The organism is Pseudomonas sp. PDM30, assembly GCF_019218985.1.
GTDB classification, from domain to species: Bacteria; Pseudomonadota; Gammaproteobacteria; order Pseudomonadales; family Pseudomonadaceae; genus Aquipseudomonas; species Aquipseudomonas jessenii.
This window is the reverse complement of the sequence record NZ_JAHUWM010000009.1, coordinates 51,559-71,829: the sequence shown is the minus strand read 5'-3', so window position 1 is coordinate 71,829 and position 20,271 is coordinate 51,559. Positions and strand designations below refer to the sequence as shown.

The following is a 20,271-nucleotide window of genomic DNA, read 5'->3' as shown; positions in this document are numbered from 1 at the left end:
GAACATGATGATTCGAAAGCCGGCAGGCCGACCTTTGGGCGATACCGAATACCTGCTGGAGCAGTGGGGCTGGTGGCGGATGGATGGGGCTGGCGTCCCCATCTACATCTCACCGACTTTGGCGCTAATGCGCCAGGCAATGCCGCAAGTGTCGGCGAGCAAAAGCTATTGCATTACTGATGAATGGGCTGGAGCTATTGATAGCGCAGTTGCGCGGCTCTCACACCGTGATCGACAAATGGGCGATATTATTTGGCTTTACTACGGTGCTAAATGGCCCATGGTTCGGGTTGGTAAGCACTACGGCATAAGTGAAGGGAAGGCGCGGGAATTGGCGAGAGCAGGCATCGCGTGGATCGATTGTGCTGTCGATGCAATGCGGCAAGCTGCTTAATCTATTAGCCGATTGCTGCCTGTCGCGAAAGGCAGCAATCGACTGTGGATTCAACCGGTCGATGCAACAGATTGGCTGTTCTCGAAGCCAAATGGTCCTTAACGGCGGCGAGTGAATGTTACGGAACTGAATCTGAGCTGCATCTCGTATTCATCGTGGCGATCAGACGTACAAATAACGGGGAGCTGGTGTCCGGTTTTGTAGGGGTAAGTCCATTTATTGTGATCTACACTCCCTGGGCGTGTGAGTTGGCGCTTCGCCACAGGATTTACTCAGTCGCTAAGTAAAGAGACAGACCTGAATTTCAGTGGGTCGCGGTCTGGGTGGGGGGCATGCCAGTCGAACAGCAAAAAACCTTGTCTGGCAATCGAGTATCAGGCGAGTTCGACAACGCCTGGATTGAAGCCCTGATCGCCCACATGACCTGGCACTACTGAAAAAAGTCGGGAGGGTTTCAAGCATTCGAATTATTTCACCGTGGCCATGAAGGCTCACGGTGCCAGCTTGCTCAAAACTAACGAGGTAGAAATGAACAGGAAGTCTAACCGGGGCTGGACAATGGCTGCGGCACTCGTCGTAGTGGGTTCAACGCTTTTTGCAGGGTGTGCGAGCAAGAACGATCCGATCACGCAGGCAGACAAGACGGATGTGACCAAGGGCGTACCCGCGCCGAGTCTCGAGCAGACCAAGGCGATCGCCGAGGAAGGCTTTATTTACGGCTTACCGCTGGTCATGAACTACGCCGTTATGCACGAATATGCTGTGGACAAGGGTGGCCCGCAATACAAGGCGCCGTTCAACCAGATCAAGAACGAGCCTCGCGTCTTCACCTACCAAGACACGGCCATCATCACTCCGAACAGCGACACCCCGTATTCGTTTGTCTGGCTGGACCTGCGCGCGGAGCCGATGGTGATCTCGGTGCCGGCAGTGGACAAGCAGCGTTACTACTCGGTGCAGATGATCGACGGCAACACTTACAACTACGGTTACATCGGCAGCCGTGCTACCGGCAACGAGCCAGGCCACTACATGGTGGTCGGTCCCGATTGGAAAGGCGCGCCCCCTCCCGGTATCAAAAAAGTCTTCACCTCGACCACTCCCTTCGCCGTGAGTGCCATTCGGACTCAGCTCTACAATGCCAAGGACATGCCGAATGTCGAGAAGGTGCAAGCAGGCTACAAGGTCCAGCCGCTGTCCGCCTTCCTCCATCAACCCGCGCCGCCCACTGCGCCGAAGATTGATTTCGTGCCCGCTACGACGGAAGGCATCAAGGCCAACTTCTTCGAGTACTTGTCGGCCGCGATGGAGTATGTGCCGCCATCGGCTGACGACCAGGAGATCCGGGCCAAGCTGGCCAGCATCGGCGTAGGCCCTGGTCGCACCTTCGAATTTAAGGACCTCTCGCTCGAGCACAAGGCCGCGGTCCTGCTCGGGATGAAGGCCGGTGACGAGAAGGTCGACAAGTTCCTCGCGAGCGGGACGAAGATAATCAACGGCTGGAACGTCGGCGCGTACTTCGGCGACCAAACGTTCTACAAGGCCGACTGGCTAAAGCGTGCTGGTGCCGCGAAAGGCGGCCTCTACGGCAACGACGCCGTCGAGGCGATGTATCCCAACACGCGCACCGACGGCACCGGCCAGACTCTCGATACCAGCAAGCGCAAGTACACGCTGACTTTCCCAGCCGGCAAACTGCCGCCAGTCAATGCCTTCTGGTCGGTGACCATGTACGACGGCAAGAGCCAACTGCTGGTCAAGAATCCGCTCAACCGTTACCTGATCAATTCGCCGATGCTGTCGGCAATGAAGAAAAACACGGATGGTTCACTGACGCTGTACATCCAGAAAGACTCCCCCGGTAAGGCTAAGGAGGCAAACTGGTTGCCCGCGCCTGACGACACGGTCTTTCTGGTAATGCGCCTCTACTGGCCGAAGACCGCACCGCCTTCGATTCTTCCCGCTGGCGACGGCAGCTGGCAGCCACCGGCGCTGGTGGTCACGAAGTAAATCTTGCGGCCCATTGCTGACACTCGCCGTAGGTCGGTGTCGGCTTGTGGTGCCTTTTTTGCCAATAGCAGCCAATCATCAAGGGCTGCTATTGGCCGATTTCTGCCTGTCGCGACGGGCTGAAGTCGACCCGTTGCAGACATTCAGGCGGCGCGCGGAGCGCGTCCGCCTTGAACGAGTTGTTAGGGGCGGATCATTTGCGCTTTTCTTTGCAAACCAGCAACCCACCAAGGTTTTCTCTGTGGCTACATTCATAGCCACACATGTAATCACCACTCTTCCCGCTTTGTGCATCATTTCTTCGCAAGCGATCAATGGCTGCAACATGACATTCCTCAAAGGAGCTGTATTTTCCTATGGTGTAATTCTGGGCTTGGTCAGGGCCAGGAATGCTTTCTATATCGGGGTATACGAAGGCGGTCCAGTCCGAGCTCGAGCCTGAACACCCACAAAGCACAATTGTGAAAACAGCCAGCAGCTTTCTCATGAAATCCCCTAGCGCCTTTGATAACCGGAGGCCGGTGCGTTTTGCGCACGAAGTGCGAAAAGCAGCCTACTCACCCTCATCCGTGTATCGGATTGCTGTGCCGCTAAAGGTAATCTTTTCCCAGCCTATAGCAGAGCTGACAGTTGTGGCATAAGCGTTGGCGTTGGAGCCAGTAGCCGTTGCGGAACCGTACGCCGAGCCAGTGCTGTTCCCAACCGTTACTTGGCCATAAGGCTGGGTGCCTTTACCGGTTAGCACAATGGCGTTTGCGCCAATCCTTGCGGCTTCTTCCTTCATGGCCGTGATCGCAGCGGCTTCAGTCTTTGCTTTCGTGAAGTAATCGTCTGTTGCCGCGACTCCCTCAACCAGGGCAACTACCGTGTGCTTTTTCTGCGGTGGCTCCAAGAGCAGTGAGATCGAGCTTGGGTCTGTGGGTGGAAGCGCACCACCCTCACCGATCAAAATGGATGTTCCTGACGTAGAGCATCCAGCGATCAGAGTCGCGAGCATTAAAATCAACACTTTTTTCATGAAGTCTCCCTTGGCCAACTCGAAATAGACCCCAGTAACCGCTCCGCTCCCGAGAATTCACACAATGAGGTGTGAAAAGTAGTTGTTTTCTTGAAGGCGAAGCAGCGTCGATTCTGGCATTAGCTGCCGCGTTGTGTCCTTCGGCCTCAATACCTGTCCATGCTCTGGAGCCAACTTTCGAGAGTAATAGTGGACGGTAAGTACGAGCAAGGCACCAAGAGCATTCAGCGAGTTTTTGAGTGTTGCTTCGTTAAAGTACGCGTCTCGCTCATGTTTCACGTTGTTGTAACTTCGCCACCAGGCTGGATTTTTATCGCCCTCCCAGTTAGACCATGGACGGTATGACAACCCATAACGAGGGACAAAAACTTCGGTATTAGGAAGGTCTGGTAGCACCTGCAAGAGAACGGCCTTGTAGTCGTTGATGTTTGCTCTTGGTGCTCCAGGGGACACCTGTTCGCAGATTAGCTTACACACAACGTCGACTTCGGAAGCAGCTGCGAAAAGAAGATGAGCGAGCTCCACTGAATAAACTGCAAAATTTTCTTCGCAGAACTCGACATAGCGTGAGAGCACATCCATGTCACGCTCCAAAGCCAAGAAATAATTCCAATGAAGTTTCGCTTGGGTGGCTGCGATAGTCACGACGACATCCCTGTGTTGACCTAAATCGTTAAAATGCCTGCGACCGTAACCCAGACACCAATGGGGGCCGTTCGGGCATTATTCTTTGGCTGAGCAGGCTAACACACATCTCGAAACGCATCGGATAGGAGGATGTGCAAAGCATCGGTAGCGAGTGACTGCTTGTGGCCGATAGTTGCCCATCGCTGGGCCAGCGCGAGAAGCTCTTTATTGGCAATTCAGTAGTGTTCCATCGTGGAAAAAGTGCACGGATCGAGAGCCTGCAGAATAAGAGCCGGAGCTTGTTTGTCGTAACTCTCCGTGTCTTGATAGGCGTTTGAGCCGTTCTGCTTGCGATATGTTGGGAGCGCAGTGATCAAGGCGACTCTGATCTTCCTTTACATCGAGGGCAAGATCTGGCGGTACCTTGGTTTCCAGGGTCCATTCGACCTGAAGATGCTGAAACCTCTTGTAGTCCTCGATTGAGACATATTCTTGCAGTTGGGTTCGAAGGCCAATTTTCTCGCCCTTCGCGCCTAAGATGCCACTAAATTCGGAAAGCTCAATTGGTTTGCTGAAGACTCTGAAGCCATCCTGGTCGACGAAGTAGATGATGAGTTGTGCTTTCTGGTTTCGTTCAGCCAGGCGAGGGTCCGATAGGTAGGCCGGATATCCGACGACATCTACGGATAACAAGAGCTTCCCGGACACAACCTTTGTCTTAGCCTGAAGTTGTAAACCGAGATTCGTGCTGAGGTCTGCTGACCACTCCTTAATGGTCTCGTACTGCTTGGCCTGGCTACTCCTGTAGCTATCGGTTGCCCAAGAGAAAAGCGCAATCGAAATCGCGAGAGCCAAACCTGCAAAGAAGAGGCCTGTGGCGAGTTTCGCTGCAGCGAGAAGAAAGCTCTTCATAATGACGCCTAACTACTATTGGGCGACATTACTGTCGCATTGAGACACGACAGTAATGTCGTATACGTTCCTTGTCGTCCCGTAAACCTTGGCTTAGCTGGGAGGGAGTCGCAGCAAACGCGACATAGCCCAAAGAGAAAAGCGACATGGATGACGGCGAGTTCGGCCGCGGTAAAGATTCAGCGCAGCAACGAGACGCTACCAATTTGCCACTAGCCTGTCTACCGACTGCTTATGGCCGAGACTGTGTAAAAACGTTTTTGAGCGCGACAGGTACTCAAAATCGGACTGGAAATCGCGTTTCTACGCGAAATTCACATATGCTGACGTGCCGATAAATTTTAGATTTAACGTAGATGCGCATACTTCAATTTTGGTGAAGCGTTTTTACACACTCTGGGCCGATTGCCGCCTGTCGCACAGGACTAACGTGCGTTGTTTTCTGTCCATCATGGTTAAAACATGATGGGCAAATTCCATGCATCTGATGGTTAGGTCGAATGCAAACGTGTGGTCAAGTTGGGTGCAATTTCGCATACGCTGCGGAAAAACCTTTTCCGCGCGGAATAGACCTGCTTTTATAGCAGCGTGTGTTGCTGTGAACGCAGCGAGACGCCTTTCAAGAGCCCGACCATTGAGTCGGGTTTTTTGTACCCTTTTATAAGCCCTGCCATCGAGCGGGGCTTTTTCGTTTTCGGCCCTATGCCTGGCTCTTTGCTCCGAGCGGATGACAGTGACATGGAGGCCGGACCTATTCGAGGACTACAGATGAACACAGAGCATCAGGCTCTCGCCGACGTGCCTCTTTGGCTGTTGGTATTGTTAAGCATGGCCGGTTTATCTGGGGAGATGTTGAGAGCATCAGGTACTGACCTTGGTCTTCGGCAGATCCTCCAGCGTGTAGCGCTGCGTTTTCTTGCGTCTGGCCTGTTGGGCATGGCCACGCTGCTGCTCGCGATGGCGCTGTGGAGCAACTTTTATCTTGCCGCCGGCCTGGGCATCGTAATCGCGGTCATCGGTGCTGATGTAACCGGCGGTTTGTACACCCAGTTTCTGGCCAGGAAAGCTGGTATCAACTCCCGTAATTCATAGCGAGGTAAAGCAGTGATGGCCTGCTATGACTCGCTCAACGGGCAGCCAGACAGCTACGGCTCGGCTATCGCGGAAAACTAAATGGTCAAAGTCAAAATCACACCCGACTTGCTGCCCGTGTCCGAGGCGCTGCTGGAGCTGGAGAAAAAGCACATTCCGCATGTGCTTGCCCTGACCGCGACCCGCTTGGCCCAGCGGGTCAAGAAGGGCGAACTGACTGTCATGGCGCAGCGTCTGGATCGGCCAACTCGGACTACGATGAACAGCTTGTTTGTCAGAATGGCCACCAAAAGTAAGCCGGCCGAAGTCTTTTTCAAGGACTCTTGGACCTCGGGCATTCCCGCTGATACCTACCTTCAGCAGACTGTCAGGGGCGGGCCACGACCGCATAAGCGCTTTGAAAAAGCCCTGATCGTGCGCGGCTTTATGAAGTCCAGCCAGTTCGCAATCCCTAATCCCAACGTGCTCGACAAGCATGGCAACGTTTCCCGAGGAACGATGACTCGGATCTTGTCGGGCTTGGGGGCTGCCGAAACCTCGCGTGGCTATCAGGCCAACGCCTCCAACAGCAAGCGCAGTCAGCGCAAGGGCAATGCCAGGAGTTATTTCTCGGGCGTTGTCGGGGGAACGGCTGGTGTGTGGGAGCGCAAAGAGACGGCGTTCGGCGATGTTGTCAGGCCGATGTTTGTCTTCAGCCGGAGCGCGCCGATGTACCGCACGATCTTCCCGTTCTTCAAGATCGCGAACAACATCGTCAAGGCTAACTACAGCGCGGAGTTCCGCGGTGCATTTGCCGATGCTATGACCACCGCCAAGCTCTGACAGACAGCAGGAAAAAGCTGTTTCTGTACCGTTATTACTTGACCTGCTGAGTTTGGCGTGAATTCAACGGGTCCTCCCGAGGGGGGAGGCCTAGGGGGTAATTCGGGCCCCGCTGCTTCGCTATATATGACCCATTTTTGAATCGAGGTTGTTGTTTAGTCCATGGCCAATCCGACCATCTCCCGCGAGCCTCATTGGCTGAACAAGTCGCGCATGGCTACGAGCCTCGGCATCACGACTCAGGCCTTTGATAAATGGGGCGTGCAGCCTGTTGCGAAGATCGGCCGCGACGTCTTCTACGACGTCCGGTCGGTGCTGGATAACCGGCTCAAGCATCAGATGACAAAAGACCAACCTGTCGACGACAACGGTGATCCGATTGATCCGCTCATTGAATACAAACAGGCGCAGCAAAAATTGCGGCTGACAACTGAGCAGGCGGACGCTCAGGAAATGCGCAACAAGGTGAAGGCCAAGAAGCTGGTACCGGTTGATTTTTGCTTGTTCGCATTGTCGCGTCTGAGCGCAAAGCTCGGGTCAACCCTCGACACCGTGCATTTGAAAGTTAAACGCAAGTGCCCCGACATCGAGGTGCGCCACCTTGAGGCGATCCAGCGCGAAGTCGCCGTGACGCGCAATGATGCGGTCGGCTTGGCTGATCTTTTGCCGGAGTTGCTTGATGAGTTTGTCGACACCTTGGATGAGGGCGCTGGTTGAGGGTGTCCGCAAGGGACTCGCCGGGCTTTACAAAGAGCCGCCGCGCACGGCGGTTGAGTGGGCTGATGAGCATTTCTATCTGTCGTCCGAGTCGTCCTATCAAGAGGGCGATTGGACGACGGCGCCTTTTCAGGTCGCGATTCTCAACGCGATGGGCAACGACCTGATCCGTGAAGTGAACGTGCTGAAATCGGCGCGGGTTGGCTACACCAAAATGCTGGTAGCCAACATGGGCTACAAGGTCCAGCACAAGAAACGCAACGTCATCGTCTGGTGCCCAACCGATGGCGACGCTGACGGGATGATGAAGCGGCACATCGAAACGATGATTCGTGACAGTCCTGTGGTGCGCGCTTTGGCGCCTTGGTATGGGGTGAAGCATCGCGATAACACGCTGGATGAAAAGCGCTTCGATAACGCCAAGATGCTGTGGTGCCTGGGTGGTACGGCGGCAAAAAACTACCGGGAGAAAAGCCCGGATGAAGTGATCTATGACGAGCTGTCGAAGTTCAATGCGGACATCGAGGGCGAGGGGGCTCCGACCATTCTTGGCGACAAACGCCTGGAAGGTGCCACGTTCAAAAAGTCCATACGCGGATCGACCCCGACGACAGTGGTTGTCGCTGACGACAATGAGGAAACCTCGGGGGAAGGTTGCCAGATCACGCGGGCGGCCAATGATTCCCCGCACTTTCTACGCTTCAACATCAAGTGCCCGTGCTGTGGGACCGAGCAGCACCTGAAGTGGGGCGACCCGGCTACGCCGTTCGGTATCAAGTGGGCCGTGGATGAGCTGGGGCAGGTGATCAAGGCCTGGTATCTGTGCGAGTCCGGCCATGGCTGCACCTTCGAATACCACGAAATGGTCGCGGCATCGGTGAACGGTCGTTACATCTGCGAGCGGACTGGTATCTGGACGCGTGACGGCATGGACTGGTTCACCGATGTGGACACTTCAATACCGTCGCCGCGTTCGGTGACTTTCCATATCTGGACGGTGTATTCGGAGTTTGTGACCTGGGCCGAAGTAGTCACGGAATGGCTCAAGATCAAGAAGGATCGGGGCAAGCTCAAGACCTTCGTCAACACCACCTTGGGCGAAGCGTGGGAAGAGGACCAAGGCGAGCAGTTGGAATGGCAGCAGTTGCATGCGCGTCGGGAGATTTACCCGCAAGTGCCGGCTAAAGCGGTTGCCCTGTTCGGCGGTATTGATACCCAAGATGACCGCTACGAAGGCCGGGTCTGGGCGTTTGGCGCAGGTGAGGAAGCATGGCTGGTCCATAAGTTCGTGCTGCAAGGTGACCCGGGCAGCATTGAGTTACGGGCCAAGGTCGGTATCGAGATCCACAAGACCTACACCCGAGCGGATGGCACGGTGATTGGCGTCGAGCGTTGGTGTTGGGACCAAGGTGGTCACTACTGCGATGAAGTGCGTGAGGAATGCATCAAGCACGGCACCCAGTGGGTAATCCCTGTGTTCGGTGCCTCGACCTACGGTAAGCCAATAGCGACTTGGCCGCGTAAGAAAACCAAGGTCAAAGGCGGACGTGCGTATCTGGTCGAAGTGGGTACCGACAATGCCAAAGAGCTGATCTATGGCCGGCTCAAGATGCAGCCGGACGGTTCGGGTGCGCCTGTGCCTGGCTGTATCCACCTGCCTGCCAACGAGATGATTTGCGGCGAAGACGAGTTGCGGCAACTGACTGCCGAGCGCCGCAAATGGGTGATCGTCAAACACCAGCGCGTCCAGCGCTGGGACGCCGGCGGACGTAGAAACGAAGCGCTCGATTGTCTGGTGTACGCCTTGGCGGCGCTACGCATAACGCAACAGCGTTTTGGCATGAATCTCGACCTGCTCGCACAGCAGTTGCCGTCAGGCACTTGGGCGGTGCCGATGAGTCACGAGCAGGAAAGCAAACGGGCCACCGTTGCCGCACCGAAACCGGCCACGGTGTCGGTGTCTGAGGTAGTACCTGAACAATCATCCGACCAGCCCGCCGAGTCGGGTGGCTGGCTTAATACAGGACAAGGCGCATGGCTATAACCGCTCAAGACATGGTGGACCGTTATCTGGAGGCCGAGCTGGCCATCCTGCAGGGCAAGGAAATCCTCTTTAACGGTCGCAAGCTGATCATGGATGACCTGGAGGAAATCCGTGCCGGCCGACTGGAATGGGAGCGTCGGGCGCGAGCGCAACAGGCTGCGGCGGCGGGGCAGCCGCCGTACGCTCTGGCGACATTCCGATGAACCTGCTGGATCGCGTGCTGGCCCCGGTTTTTCCGGGGCTGGTGGCTGAACGTCTGCATGCCCGTCACAAGATCATGGCCTTTGAAGCCGCGCAGATGACTCGCACGCATCAGGCCAAGAAACAATCTGCTAGCGCGGACCGCTCGCTGCAGCGTTCGGCGCGTTCCCTGCGCGAGCAATGCCGCAAGTTGGACGAAGACCACGACATCGTTACTGGTTTGTTCGATCGCCTGGAAGAGCGCGTGGTGGGCGGCATGGGCATCGCTGTCGAGCCTTTTCCCTTGAGCTACGCCGGGGAAGTGCATCTGGAGTTTGCGGCGCAGATTAAGGCCCGCTGGGCCGAATGGTCGTTGCGCCCGGAAACGTCGGGCGAGCTGTCCCGCCCGCAGATGGAGCGGCAAGTGTGCCGAACCTGGCTGCGCGACGGCGAAGCCTTGGCGCAGAAGCTCAAGGGGCGGGTGCCCAGCTATGAACATTTGAGCGTGGTGCCCTTCGCTTTGGAGTTGCTGGAGCCGGATTACCTGCCGTGGGAATACAACGATGAAGCCAAGGGCATTGTGCAGGGGATCGAGCGCAATCAGTGGCGCCGGGTCCGTGCCTATCACCTGGTCAAGCATCACCCCGGGCACGCCGCCGGTTACCAGCTGACCCTGGCCACCAAGCGTGTGCCAGCCGAGCAGATGATTCACATCGCGCACCGAAAACGCATCGGTCAGAACCGCGGGCAGCCGCTGCTACATGCCGTGCTAGTCCGCCTGGCGGACATCAAGGATTACGAGGAAAGCGAACGAGTCGCCGCCCGCATCAGCGCGGCGCTGGCCATGTACATCAAGAAAGGGACGCCGGACGACTACACCGCACCGTCTGCCGTGAATGGTCAGAGCGTCAGCGCCCGCAGCATTCCCATCGGTCCGGGCATGGTGTTCGACGGCCTGCTGCCCGGCGAAGACGTCGGCATGATCGAAAGTAATCGGCCCAACCCCTTTCTGGAAGGCTTTCGCAACGGTCAGCTCAAGGCCGTGGCCGCTGGCACCCGGGGCACCTACTCCAGTGTGGCGCGCAGTTACGACGGCACCTATTCCGCACAGCGTCAGGAGCTCGTCGAGGGGCAGGCGGGTTATGACCTGCTGCAGCACGAATTTATCGACTACTGGAGTCGCCCGGTCTATCGCGAATGGCTGCACATGGCGATCGCCAGTGGGGTGATCCAAGTGCCGGTCGACGTCGATCCGGACACGGTGTTTGGCGCGATTTACCAAGGGCCGGTAATGCCTTGGATCAACCCGATCCATGAGGCCAATGCCTGGAAGATCCTGGTCGAGGCCGGCTTTGCCGATGAGTCGGAAGTGGCGCGGGCGCGGCAGCGCAATCCGCAGGAACTCAAGCGTTCCCGGGCTTCGGAAATCAAAACCAACCGGGAGCAGGGACTGGTCTTCAGTTCGGACTTCTATCACGAGATTTATGGAAAAACGCAAACCGATGAACAGCCAAAAAAACCTGTCGTTGATGAGGCCGAGAGCCTCGATAACCCCGACGAATAAGCCCGGCGAAAGCTGGTACTCACTGAGCGCCGCGCTGCAACGTGGGGTGGTTGAGGTGATGCTGTATGACGAAATTGGCGCGTGGGGCATTACGGCCAAACAGTTCGCCCGCGATCTGGCCGCCATGGGCGATGTGTCTCAGATCAACCTGCACATCCACTCGCCGGGTGGTGACGTGTTTGAAGGGACCACCATGTACAACCTGCTGCGCGGCCATTCGGCCCGGGTCGTGGTGTACATCGACGGTCTCGCCGCTTCGATGGCCAGCGTGGTCGCCATGGCCGGCGATGAAATCAACATGCCGGCCAACGCAATGATGATGATTCACAAGCCGTGGGGTGGTCAGGTCGGTGATGCCGATGCCATGCGCGAGTACGCCGATTTACTCGACAAAGTCGAGAGCACGCTGATTCAGGCGTACATGCGCAAGTCAGGCAAATCGATCGAGGACATCCAGGTACTGCTCAAGGCTGAAACCTGGATGGATGGCAACGAAGCGGTGGCCGCCGGTTTCGCTGACAAGGTGCTTGATCCGTTCAAGGCGGCTGCTCAACTCACTTCAAAACGAATGCAGGAGTTCACCAATATGCCTACCTCGGCAAAAAATCTGTTCGATCCGCGGGCTTCCGCTCCAACCCCAGCACCGACCCCAACCCCAGCGCCAACTCCGGCACCGGCGGTCGATCCAGCGCCGGTCGCGCTGACCCTGGATCAAATGCGCGCCCAGGTCATGGCGGCGGACGGTGCTCGCCGTACGGCGATCAATGCCGCGTTCTGTGGCTCGCTGGTCACCAGCCACACCGAGCTGCTCAATACCTGCCTCAATGACCTGAGCTGTACGGCTGAGATGGCGCGGGAAAAACTGCTGGTTGCGCTGGGCTCGACCACCACCCCAACGGGAGGACCTCACCACCATGGCCACATTAGCAACGGCAACTTGGTTGGCGATTCGGTGCGCGCCTCGCTGGCCGGTCGTTTGGGGCAGGCGGAAAACCAGAAAGACAACGCCTATAACCACATGAGCCTGCGTGAATTGGCCCGCGCCTCGTTGCATGATCGCGGCATTCTGGTGGCCACCCTTGATCCGATGGCCATGGTCGGCTTGGCGTTCACCCATGACTCCAGCGACTTCGGCAACATCCTGGTGGACAGCGCCGCCAAGTCGGTCCTGCTCGGCTGGGACGAGGCGCCGGAGACCTATCACCTGTGGACCAAAAAGGGCCGCTTGAGTGACTTCAAGGTGGCATCCCGGGTCGGCATGGGTGCGTTCCCGAGTCTGCGTGAAGTTCGCCCAGGGGCTGAATACAAGTACATCACCACCAATGACCGTGGCGAAAAAATCCGCCTGGCCACCTACGGTGAGATGTTCAGCATCACCCGGCAGGCGATCATCAACGATGACCTCGACCAGTTGAGCACAGTGCCTTACAACATGGGTCTGGCCGCGCGCGGCACCATCGGCGATCTGGTCTATGACACGCTGATCCATTCGCCGGTGATGAGCGATGGCAAAGCTCTGTTCGATGTCGAGCGCAACAACCTGTTCTCCGGTACCGGCGCCAATATGTCGATTGAGGCGCTGAGCAAGGCCAAGACCGCCATGGCCTTGCAGAAAACCGAGGTCGAGGGTGGCAAGGCCCGCACCCTAAACATTCGCCCGGCGTTTGTCCTGGTACCGGTGGCGCTGGAAGACAAGACCAACCAACTGATCCGCTCGGCGTCGGTGCCTGGCGTCGACACCAATGCCGGCATCGATAACCCGATCCGCAATTTCGCCACGGTGATCGCCGAGCCACGCCTGGACGATGATTCGCCGGTCACCTGGTATGAGGCCGCCCGCCAAGGTGCTGACACCATCGAAGTCGCTTACCTGGACGGCGTTGAACAGCCCTACATGGAGCAGCAGCAGGGTTTCACCATTGATGGCGTGACGAGCAAGGTGCGGATCGATGCCGGGGTCGCGGCGCTGGATTATCGCGGTCTGAACAAGTCAGTCGGTGTGGTGCCACCTGCGAAAGCCAGCCGTTAACGGTTGAATAGTTCCCTAAGCACCCCGCCGCGAGCGGGGTTTGTTGTTTCTGTACAGGAGAAATTCGCATGTCAAAGAATTATTCGGGTCCCGGCAGCACGCTGACTTTTGTGGCGCCAGACGGTGGCGCGACGGCGGGGGTGCCGTTGGTGCTGGTTGATACGGTGGTCATCCCGATCGCCAGTGGCGTGGCGGGTGACGTCTTGGTCGGCCATCTCGACGGCGTCTGGCGTCTGCCTGCCGATGCAGCGCTGCTGCAGGGGCAAAAGGTGGCTCTGCAAGCAGGCGTGCTGGTTGATCCGCTCACGGCCACCGGCGATTTGGTGTCATTCGGCAAGCTGATGAGCGCTCCGGTTGGCGGTATTGCCGAAGCGTTGTTGATCCAGTGACAACGCTGGGCCGCTTTCGTGACGTCACGGCTCGAATGGATGCAGTGCTGGTCGATCGCTTAGGCGATCGCGCCATCAAGCCGGACGGCCTGCCGCTGTCCGGTGCGTTCTTCTCGCCCTTTGTCGGTGCGGATGTGGGCGGCAAATCGAAGAGCGTGCGCCTGAGCAATGCCATCGTGACGGATAACGTCCTGGCGCCGACCTTCGCCGCCCGTGTGGTGGATGCGGTGGGCATCGAGAAAGACACCTTTCTTACCATCGATCTACCGGTGGAGCAGGGTGGTGGTCGTTACAAGGTCAGCAAGCGCGAGCCGGACGGCGCCGGCATGGTCACTTTCATACTGAGTTTGAACAATGGATGAGCTGACGACCTTACACAATGCGATCGAGGCGACGTTCCGTGCTGGCTTGCCGTCGGTGGTGAGCGTCGAGGCGTTTCCCGAACTGAACGCTGAAGTCGGTCTGCCGGCAGTGCTGTTCGCCCTGACGGAAATCGGCGAAGCCGTCGACAATGGCAGCGGCAAAACCTCCCTGAGCGGCCGCTTTCAGGTGTGCATCATGGTCGATTCCACCATCAGCAAAGCGGCCTTGCAGGCCGCCATTCTGGCCGCCGAGATCAGCAAGATTTTGCGCGGGCAGTATTGGGGTCTGGATTTTGTCGAAGAGGTGCAGGAGGTACGTGCATTCCCGGACGACTCGATGCCGGAGCTGGCGCAGTTTGTGGTGTGGATCGTTGAGTGGAAACAGGTGTTCCAGATCGGCGAAACCGAATGGTTATGGCCAGTCGAGCCGCCGGGTTCCCTGTACCTGAACGTCGATGGCTGCACCGGTACCGGCAACGAAGACCACTACTTTCAGCCGGAGGATCTGGCATGGGGTACGCCAGCGCCGAACACGACCGGATGATTGCCGCGATGCTGATGCCCTGCGTGGTGGTCGGCGTCGATCTAAGTGCCGGCCGGGTGCGGGTCAAGGCCGGTACCTGGGTCAGTGCCTGGGTGCGCTGGCACAGCCTGGCGGCTGGCAAAGCCCGTCATTGGCGCGCGCCGAGCCTTAATGAGCAGGGCGCGCTGTTCAGTCCCAGCGGTGATCCGGCCATGGGCACCTTCATCCCGGGGCTGTATGGCAACGCCGGGGTACCCCCGGATAACCGCGATCACGTCGAGGCCTGGTACTTCGACGATGGCGGCTCGCTGGTTTATGACTGGCAAGCTGGCAGCTACAGCATCGATTTGCCCAACGGCAGTAGCGCGACGATCACGGTCGGTGACTCGCAGCTTGACGTGACGCCGGAGCAAGTCCGGGTGACGGCCAGCCAGATCACCCTGGCGGGTGAGGTGAGCATCGACGGTGCGCTGAGTGTATCCGGCGACATCACCGGCGCCGGCACGATCATGGACGCCCGGGGCAACAGCAGCAACCACTCGCATTGAGTGAAACATTCACCTTCAGCCCGCCGCGTGCGGGTTTTTTTATACCAGGAGTAAATCCATGACAAGCAAAACCAAGGAAGTATCAGCCGCCAGTGAGGCGCCCGCGCCGGCCACGCTGAGCCTCTTTCGCGACACGCTGTACACCTCGCGGGTGCTGGTCCTGCTGGACGCTGAGCGCACCTTGAAAGTGGAAAAGGGGCAGGTTGCGGTGGCCTCGGATGACACGGTCGCGCTCGAGTATTTGCACGGTCGCAAGGATTTTGTCGCGGTCGAGGGCTGATCGAATGATCGGGATGATCGGACTGGATCGCCGCACCGGCCAGCTCATTTCCGGCCTCGATCACCTGCGCCAGTCCATCGAGGACATCTTGTCCACGCCCTTGGGCAGCCGGCGCATGCGCCCGGAATACGGCAGCAAGCTGCGGCGCTTTGTCGACCTTCCGGTCAATGACGGCTGGAAGAGTGCCGTGCAGGCCGAGGTGGCCAGCACGTTGGGCCGTTGGGAGCCACGCCTGAAGCTGGGCCGGGTGCGCGCGGTGGCCATCCTCGACGGACGTATCACATTTGAGCTGACTGGGCAGTACCTGGGCAGCGACGTGACCTTGGAGGTGTCCGCATGACCATGGAACTGGCGGCCCTGCCGCCGCCGCAAGTGCTGGAGGACCTCGACTTTGAGGCGGTCTACCAGGAGAAACTGGAAGCCTTCCGCCTGAGCATGGGCGACAACTGGAGCGCGGAGCTGGAAAGTGACCCGGTACTCAAGTTGATCGAGCAGGCCGCATACGGCGCCTTGCAGAACCGGGCGCGGGTTAACGATGCGGGCAAGGCCTTGCTGTTGGCCCATGCTGAGCGTGCCGACCTCGATCATCTGGCCGCCAACGTCAACCTGCAGCGCCTGGTGATTCAGGCCGGAGACCCGAGCACGGTGCCGCCTACGCCGCAGGTGCTTGAGGAAGACGATGCCCTGCGCGAGCGAGTGCAGCTGTCGTACGAGGGGCTGACCACGGCGGGACCGCGCAACAGCTACATCCTCCATGCACGCAACGCCTCGGGCCTGGTGGCCGATGCTACGGCGGAAAGTCCGTCACCCGCCGTGGTGGTGGTCACCGTGCTCAGCCTGGAAGGCAGCGGCGCCGCCTCGCCGGAACTGCTGGAAGAGGTCCGGCTGCACCTCAACGACGAAGACGTGCGGCCGGTGGCCGACCGCCTCACGGTGCAGAGCGCGGTGGTCATCGACTACCACATTGAAGCGGTGCTGTACCCGCAGGCACCGGGGCCCGAAAACGAAGCTTACCTGGCCGAAAGCCAGAAACGCCTTAGCGAGTGGATCAACCCGCGCCGCCGCCTGGGACTGGAAGTGGCGCGCTCGGGGATCGATGCGCAATTGCACGTTCCCGGGATAGCCCGTGTCGAGCTGCTGGGCTGGACTGACATCAAACCGAGCAAGGCCGAGGCGGCGTATTGCACGGGCTACAGCGTGATCCTGGGGGCCTGACATGAGTACTCAGCTGCCGCTCAATAGCACGCCGCTGGAGCTGGCTGTGGAAGCGGCCAACTATGAAAGCACACTGATTCCGCTGCGCAGTTTGTACAACGCCGATACCTGCCCTGAACACCTGTTGCCGTATCTGGCGTCGGCCTGGTCGGTGGACCGCTGGAACAATAACTGGACCCAGGAGGCCAAGCGCACGGCGATCCGTTCGGCGTACGACGTGCATGCACGCAAAGGCACCATCGGTGCGCTGCGTCGGGTGGTCGAGCCTTTGGGCTACCTGATCGACGTGGTCGAGTGGTTCGACACCGTGCCGGAAGGCGAGCCCGGCACCTTCGCCCTGGAGGTCGGCTTGAATGACGCCGGCATCACCGAGGAACTGTACGAGGAACTGGCGTGGTTGATCGACGACGCCCGCCCGGTCAGCCGGCACATGACCAACCTGGCGCTCAGTTTGCAGACCGAGGGCGTGCTGGGCATTGCCGTGTGCGTGCAAGAGGGCGAAGAGATCGACGTGTACCCCCCGGCTCCGAAAGACATCGACGTGACCGGCACCTTTGGCCCGGCGCTCTGCGTCGATGAAACCGACACTTTGGACGTTTATCCCTATGATTGATAAGACCAGTCAGTTTTTTGCCATTCTCACGGCGGTCGGTGAAGCCAAACACGCCAATGCCATCGCCATGGGCTTGGACTGGATGTTCACCGAGATGGGCTTGGGCGATGCCAACGGCACCGACCCGATTCCCGATCGCCTGCAGACTCAGTTGATCAACGAATGGCGCCGGGCGCCGATCAACCAGATCCGGGTCGATCCGGCCAATCCCAATACGGTGATCACCGAGCAGATCATCCCGCCAGAAGTCGGCGGTGAGTGGATTCGCGAGATCGGCCTTTACGATGTCGACGGCGACCTGGTGGCGGTGGCCAACTGCGCGCCGAGCTATAAACCGTTGTTGGACCAGGGCAGTGGCAAGACCCAAGTGGTGCGGATGAACTTCATCGTCAGCAGCTCGGCGAACATCGTGCTGAAGATCGACCCGGCCGTTGTGCTGGCGACGCGTGAATACGTGGACCTCAAGATTCAGGAGGAACTGGCCAAACTGGATCACAAACAGTCAGCGCGGGTGGCGGCCACCGTCACCATTGCCCTGAGCAATGTGCAGACCATCGATGACGTAGCCGTGGTCGTTGGTGACCGGGTGCTGGTGACCGCCCAGGCAGAGGCCAAGGACAACGGTCTCTATGTCGTCAGCGCCGAAGGCTGGACGCGGGCCGCCGATGCCGACAACAGCCTGGAAGTGACACCGGGGTTGTTTATCCACGTCGAGCAGGGCACGACCAACGGCGACAGCCTCTGGCAGTTGGTCACCGACGCGCCGATCACCCTCGGCACCACCGGTTTGCAGTTTGAAATGATCGCGGGCGGCAGTGGGGGCGGTGTGGGCACGTTTCGCAGTGTCACCATCGATGCCCTTGGGCGTGTGATCGCTGGCACCAACCCGACCACCCTGGCCGGCTACGGCATCACCGATGCCATGGCAGTCAGCGAAAACTTGGGCGATGTCGCGGATGTGGTCGAGGCTCGGAATAACCTCGGGCTGGGCACCGCCGCGACCGCTGCTGTGCAGGTCCATCTGCACGATGAAACGCCTGATGCGCTGATGAAGGTCGGAGCGTTCGGCTGGGGCGGGCCCGCCTATGCGGTCAGTGATGTTGACATCGGTGGCTTGAACGCGGAGACGGCCCTCTATTTCATCAGCAATGGCATAGGAGGGCCAGGTGGCGGGATCTATGAGGGTTGGGTTCGCGTCTCGGCGATTACACCAGGTCAATACGCCTTTCAGGAGGTTTACGGGAATGCCGACCACACCCTACACCGCCGGGCCTTGACTGCCGGTGTTTGGGGCGAATGGGAAAGCATCTGGGACTCAACCAATCTGGTTCAACAAACCTCTCCCCAAGATGACACCCCAGGTCATGTATTGCTCACGGGTGCTTATGGCATCGGTCACGGGGGGATTGTCCTTCCCGATGGCACTGATCTAAACACAATCACCACCGTGGGCATTTACCGGGTGAACACCAGCCTGAACATGCCTGCCGGCGGTCAATTCTCCCCCATGCTGGTTGCAGTCAGTCAAGACACCCTCTGGCAACAAATCACCAGCTATAACTCCGGTACAACCTATACCCGAGGCGCAGTTCAGACCCCAGAGGGATATGAATTCAGTGAGTGGGTAACGGGTTGGAACACGAGTAACTTCAACCCTGGTGCGTACCAACCTGCGTTGGGTTTCACTCCCGTTCAGCAAGGCGGTGGTGCGGGTCAGGAATCGAACAAGGTCTACATTGGTTATCGACCCGCCTCGAGCGACGTGGGTTTACAGGTTGATGCTTCCGACTTCGGGAGGATCTGGACCGAAAGCAATTTTGATCCTGCTTCCATATTTGCCGTCCCTGTCGGCGTGCCGTTTCCATGGCCAACCGCTACGCCACCCGACAAATGCGTTTTGATGGGGGGGCAGCCGTTCGACGTGACGGCCTTCCCGGCGTTGGCCGCCGTGTATCCCACTGGAATGCTGCCAGACATGCGTGCCGAGTCGATTCGTGGTCTGGATGGCGGGCGCGGAATCGATCCCGACTATGGGCGCCCTGTGTTGAGCCTTCAACTCGACGCGCTACAAAACATGACGGGTGAACTCAGGCTGCAAGATGACGATTCAATGTTGCTGGTGAATACCGCGACCGGCGTATTTACGGCTACGGGTTACATGACGAGTGATATACCCGCTGCACCACGAGTCAGTACAACGGGCAACATGTCGGTAACTTTCAATCCTTCAGCCGTCGTCCGTGTGAGTCCAGAAACCCGAATGCGCAACGTCGCTTACAACTACATCTGCAGGATGTATTGATGACTACTTTAGTGAATGGCTTTTTTGATGAGAGTGGCTGGATCGAGGTTTACACGTTCAGTGAAACCACCGGTGAGTACCTCGGACAGCACGACATCTATGTGAGTCGCGGCTGCGGTCTACCGGCTGGCGCAACGCTGGAAGTGCCGCCTGAAGCCCCGGAGCAGCAGGTGGTCGTCAGGCAACAGAATGCGTGGGGCGTGGTGCCTGATTATCGTGGCGTGGCTTTCCGCACTACCGATGGTGCCGAAGTCACGCATTCGATGCCGGGCGAGTTACCGGCCGAACTGACGGCGTTGCCGCGACCGAGTGCGGCCCATCTCTGGGACGGTCTCGATTGGGTGCTCGATGCCGCGCTCGATCTGACGATGCAAAACCGTCGCGAACGATCGTGGATCGAAAATGAACTGCACTGGGCTGGCCGAGAGATCGACAAGCATCTGGATGCTGATCCGGCTGCGCTGAACACCGAACTCGCCTGGCGCACCTACCGCAATGAACTGCGGGCCTGGCCTCTTTCGCCAGACTTTCCAGCCAGTGATAAACGGCCTTTAAAGCCGGACGGACTGACCAGCACCGCGTCCTGACGCCCCGCATTGCCGGGGCGTTTTCTTTTCCATGCTGCACGTC

The 20,271-nt window shown here is 58.5% G+C and carries 23 protein-coding genes; 19 read left to right on the top strand and 4 right to left on the bottom strand.

Annotated features, from left to right (window positions below; all coding sequences use genetic code 11):
* Positions 1–4: 4 nt before the first annotated feature.
* Positions 5–394, top strand: a complete 390-nt coding sequence (locus tag KW840_RS20795) for an antiterminator Q family protein (RefSeq protein ID WP_218497427.1) — start codon at positions 5–7, stop codon at positions 392–394.
* Between the two features lie 558 nt (positions 395–952).
* Entirely contained in the window at positions 953–2,404 is a 1,452-nt protein-coding gene (locus KW840_RS20790) for a DUF1254 domain-containing protein (protein ID WP_218497425.1), read from the top strand.
* Positions 2,405–2,597: 193 nt separating this feature from the next.
* On the opposite strand, the gene KW840_RS20785 is transcribed toward KW840_RS20790, so the two are convergent.
* The 4 genes from KW840_RS20785 to KW840_RS20770 form a co-directional block, all read right to left on the bottom strand.
* Positions 2,598–2,891, bottom strand: a complete 294-nt coding sequence (locus KW840_RS20785; RefSeq protein WP_218497416.1) for a hypothetical protein — start codon at positions 2,889–2,891, stop codon at positions 2,598–2,600.
* 66 nt (positions 2,892–2,957) lie between these two features.
* Positions 2,958–3,422 carry a hypothetical protein gene (locus KW840_RS20780; RefSeq protein WP_218497415.1) on the bottom strand — a complete coding sequence of 155 codons (465 nt, stop codon included), beginning with the start codon at positions 3,420–3,422 and terminating at the stop codon, positions 2,958–2,960.
* Positions 3,423–3,479: 57 nt separating this feature from the next.
* Positions 3,480–4,067 (bottom strand): hypothetical protein, encoded by a 588-nt coding sequence (locus tag KW840_RS20775; RefSeq protein ID WP_218497414.1) that lies wholly within the window; start codon positions 4,065–4,067, stop codon positions 3,480–3,482.
* Between the two features lie 207 nt (positions 4,068–4,274).
* Positions 4,275–4,961 carry a hypothetical protein gene (locus KW840_RS20770; protein ID WP_218497413.1) on the bottom strand — a complete coding sequence of 229 codons (687 nt, stop codon included), beginning with the start codon at positions 4,959–4,961 and terminating at the stop codon, positions 4,275–4,277.
* Positions 4,962–5,729: 768 nt separating this feature from the next.
* Between KW840_RS20770 and KW840_RS20765 the strand changes: the two genes are divergently transcribed.
* The 17 genes from KW840_RS20765 to KW840_RS20685 all read left to right on the top strand — a co-directional run bounded on the left by KW840_RS20765 (position 5,730) and on the right by KW840_RS20685 (position 20,228).
* Positions 5,730–6,053, top strand: coding sequence for a phage holin family protein (locus KW840_RS20765; RefSeq protein ID WP_150755794.1), 324 nt, complete (start codon positions 5,730–5,732; stop codon positions 6,051–6,053).
* 81 nt (positions 6,054–6,134) lie between these two features.
* Complete coding sequence (locus KW840_RS20760; protein WP_218497405.1) at positions 6,135–6,875, top strand: hypothetical protein; 741 nt, start codon at positions 6,135–6,137, stop codon at positions 6,873–6,875.
* Positions 6,876–7,037: 162 nt separating this feature from the next.
* Entirely contained in the window at positions 7,038–7,592 is a 555-nt protein-coding gene (locus KW840_RS20755) for a terminase small subunit (RefSeq protein WP_218497403.1), read from the top strand.
* Complete coding sequence (locus KW840_RS20750; protein ID WP_218497401.1) at positions 7,555–9,636, top strand: phage terminase large subunit family protein; 2,082 nt, start codon at positions 7,555–7,557, stop codon at positions 9,634–9,636. The genes KW840_RS20755 and KW840_RS20750 overlap by 38 nt, the downstream gene beginning before the upstream one ends.
* Entirely contained in the window at positions 9,627–9,839 is a 213-nt protein-coding gene (locus KW840_RS20745; RefSeq protein WP_218497398.1) for a primosomal replication protein PriB/PriC domain protein, read from the top strand. Before KW840_RS20750 ends, KW840_RS20745 begins: the two co-directional genes overlap by 10 nt.
* On the top strand, positions 9,836–11,380 hold the full coding sequence (locus tag KW840_RS20740) for a phage portal protein (protein WP_218497396.1): 1,545 nt from the start codon (positions 9,836–9,838) through the stop codon (positions 11,378–11,380). Before KW840_RS20745 ends, KW840_RS20740 begins: the two co-directional genes overlap by 4 nt.
* On the top strand, positions 11,319–13,409 hold the full coding sequence (locus KW840_RS20735; RefSeq protein ID WP_218497394.1) for a ClpP-like prohead protease/major capsid protein fusion protein: 2,091 nt from the start codon (positions 11,319–11,321) through the stop codon (positions 13,407–13,409). Before KW840_RS20740 ends, KW840_RS20735 begins: the two co-directional genes overlap by 62 nt.
* A gap of 68 nt (positions 13,410–13,477) precedes the next feature.
* On the top strand, positions 13,478–13,798 hold the full coding sequence (locus tag KW840_RS20730) for a capsid cement protein (protein WP_218497392.1): 321 nt from the start codon (positions 13,478–13,480) through the stop codon (positions 13,796–13,798).
* A gap of 35 nt (positions 13,799–13,833) precedes the next feature.
* Complete coding sequence (locus tag KW840_RS20725; RefSeq protein ID WP_256353549.1) at positions 13,834–14,160, top strand: hypothetical protein; 327 nt, start codon at positions 13,834–13,836, stop codon at positions 14,158–14,160.
* Positions 14,153–14,704 carry a hypothetical protein gene (locus tag KW840_RS20720; RefSeq protein WP_218497388.1) on the top strand — a complete coding sequence of 184 codons (552 nt, stop codon included), beginning with the start codon at positions 14,153–14,155 and terminating at the stop codon, positions 14,702–14,704. The genes KW840_RS20725 and KW840_RS20720 overlap by 8 nt, the downstream gene beginning before the upstream one ends.
* Positions 14,671–15,231 (top strand): phage baseplate assembly protein V, encoded by a 561-nt coding sequence (locus KW840_RS20715; RefSeq protein ID WP_218497386.1) that lies wholly within the window; start codon positions 14,671–14,673, stop codon positions 15,229–15,231. Before KW840_RS20720 ends, KW840_RS20715 begins: the two co-directional genes overlap by 34 nt.
* A 58-nt stretch (positions 15,232–15,289) precedes the next feature.
* Positions 15,290–15,511: a hypothetical protein gene (locus KW840_RS20710; RefSeq protein ID WP_218497384.1), complete on the top strand. Its 222-nt coding sequence runs from the start codon at positions 15,290–15,292 to the stop codon at positions 15,509–15,511.
* A 13-nt stretch (positions 15,512–15,524) separates the two neighbouring features.
* Complete coding sequence (locus KW840_RS20705) at positions 15,525–15,851, top strand: GPW/gp25 family protein (RefSeq protein ID WP_043302559.1); 327 nt, start codon at positions 15,525–15,527, stop codon at positions 15,849–15,851.
* On the top strand, positions 15,848–16,726 hold the full coding sequence (locus tag KW840_RS20700; RefSeq protein WP_218497382.1) for a baseplate J/gp47 family protein: 879 nt from the start codon (positions 15,848–15,850) through the stop codon (positions 16,724–16,726). Before KW840_RS20705 ends, KW840_RS20700 begins: the two co-directional genes overlap by 4 nt.
* 1 nt (position 16,727) lies before the next feature.
* On the top strand, positions 16,728–17,339 hold the full coding sequence (locus KW840_RS20695) for a phage tail protein I (protein WP_218497380.1): 612 nt from the start codon (positions 16,728–16,730) through the stop codon (positions 17,337–17,339).
* On the top strand, positions 17,332–19,641 hold the full coding sequence (locus KW840_RS29045) for a phage tail protein (RefSeq protein ID WP_218497371.1): 2,310 nt from the start codon (positions 17,332–17,334) through the stop codon (positions 19,639–19,641). The genes KW840_RS20695 and KW840_RS29045 overlap by 8 nt, the downstream gene beginning before the upstream one ends.
* Positions 19,641–20,228: a hypothetical protein gene (locus KW840_RS20685; protein ID WP_218497370.1), complete on the top strand. Its 588-nt coding sequence runs from the start codon at positions 19,641–19,643 to the stop codon at positions 20,226–20,228. Before KW840_RS29045 ends, KW840_RS20685 begins: the two co-directional genes overlap by 1 nt.
* Positions 20,229–20,271: the final 43 nt, after the last annotated feature.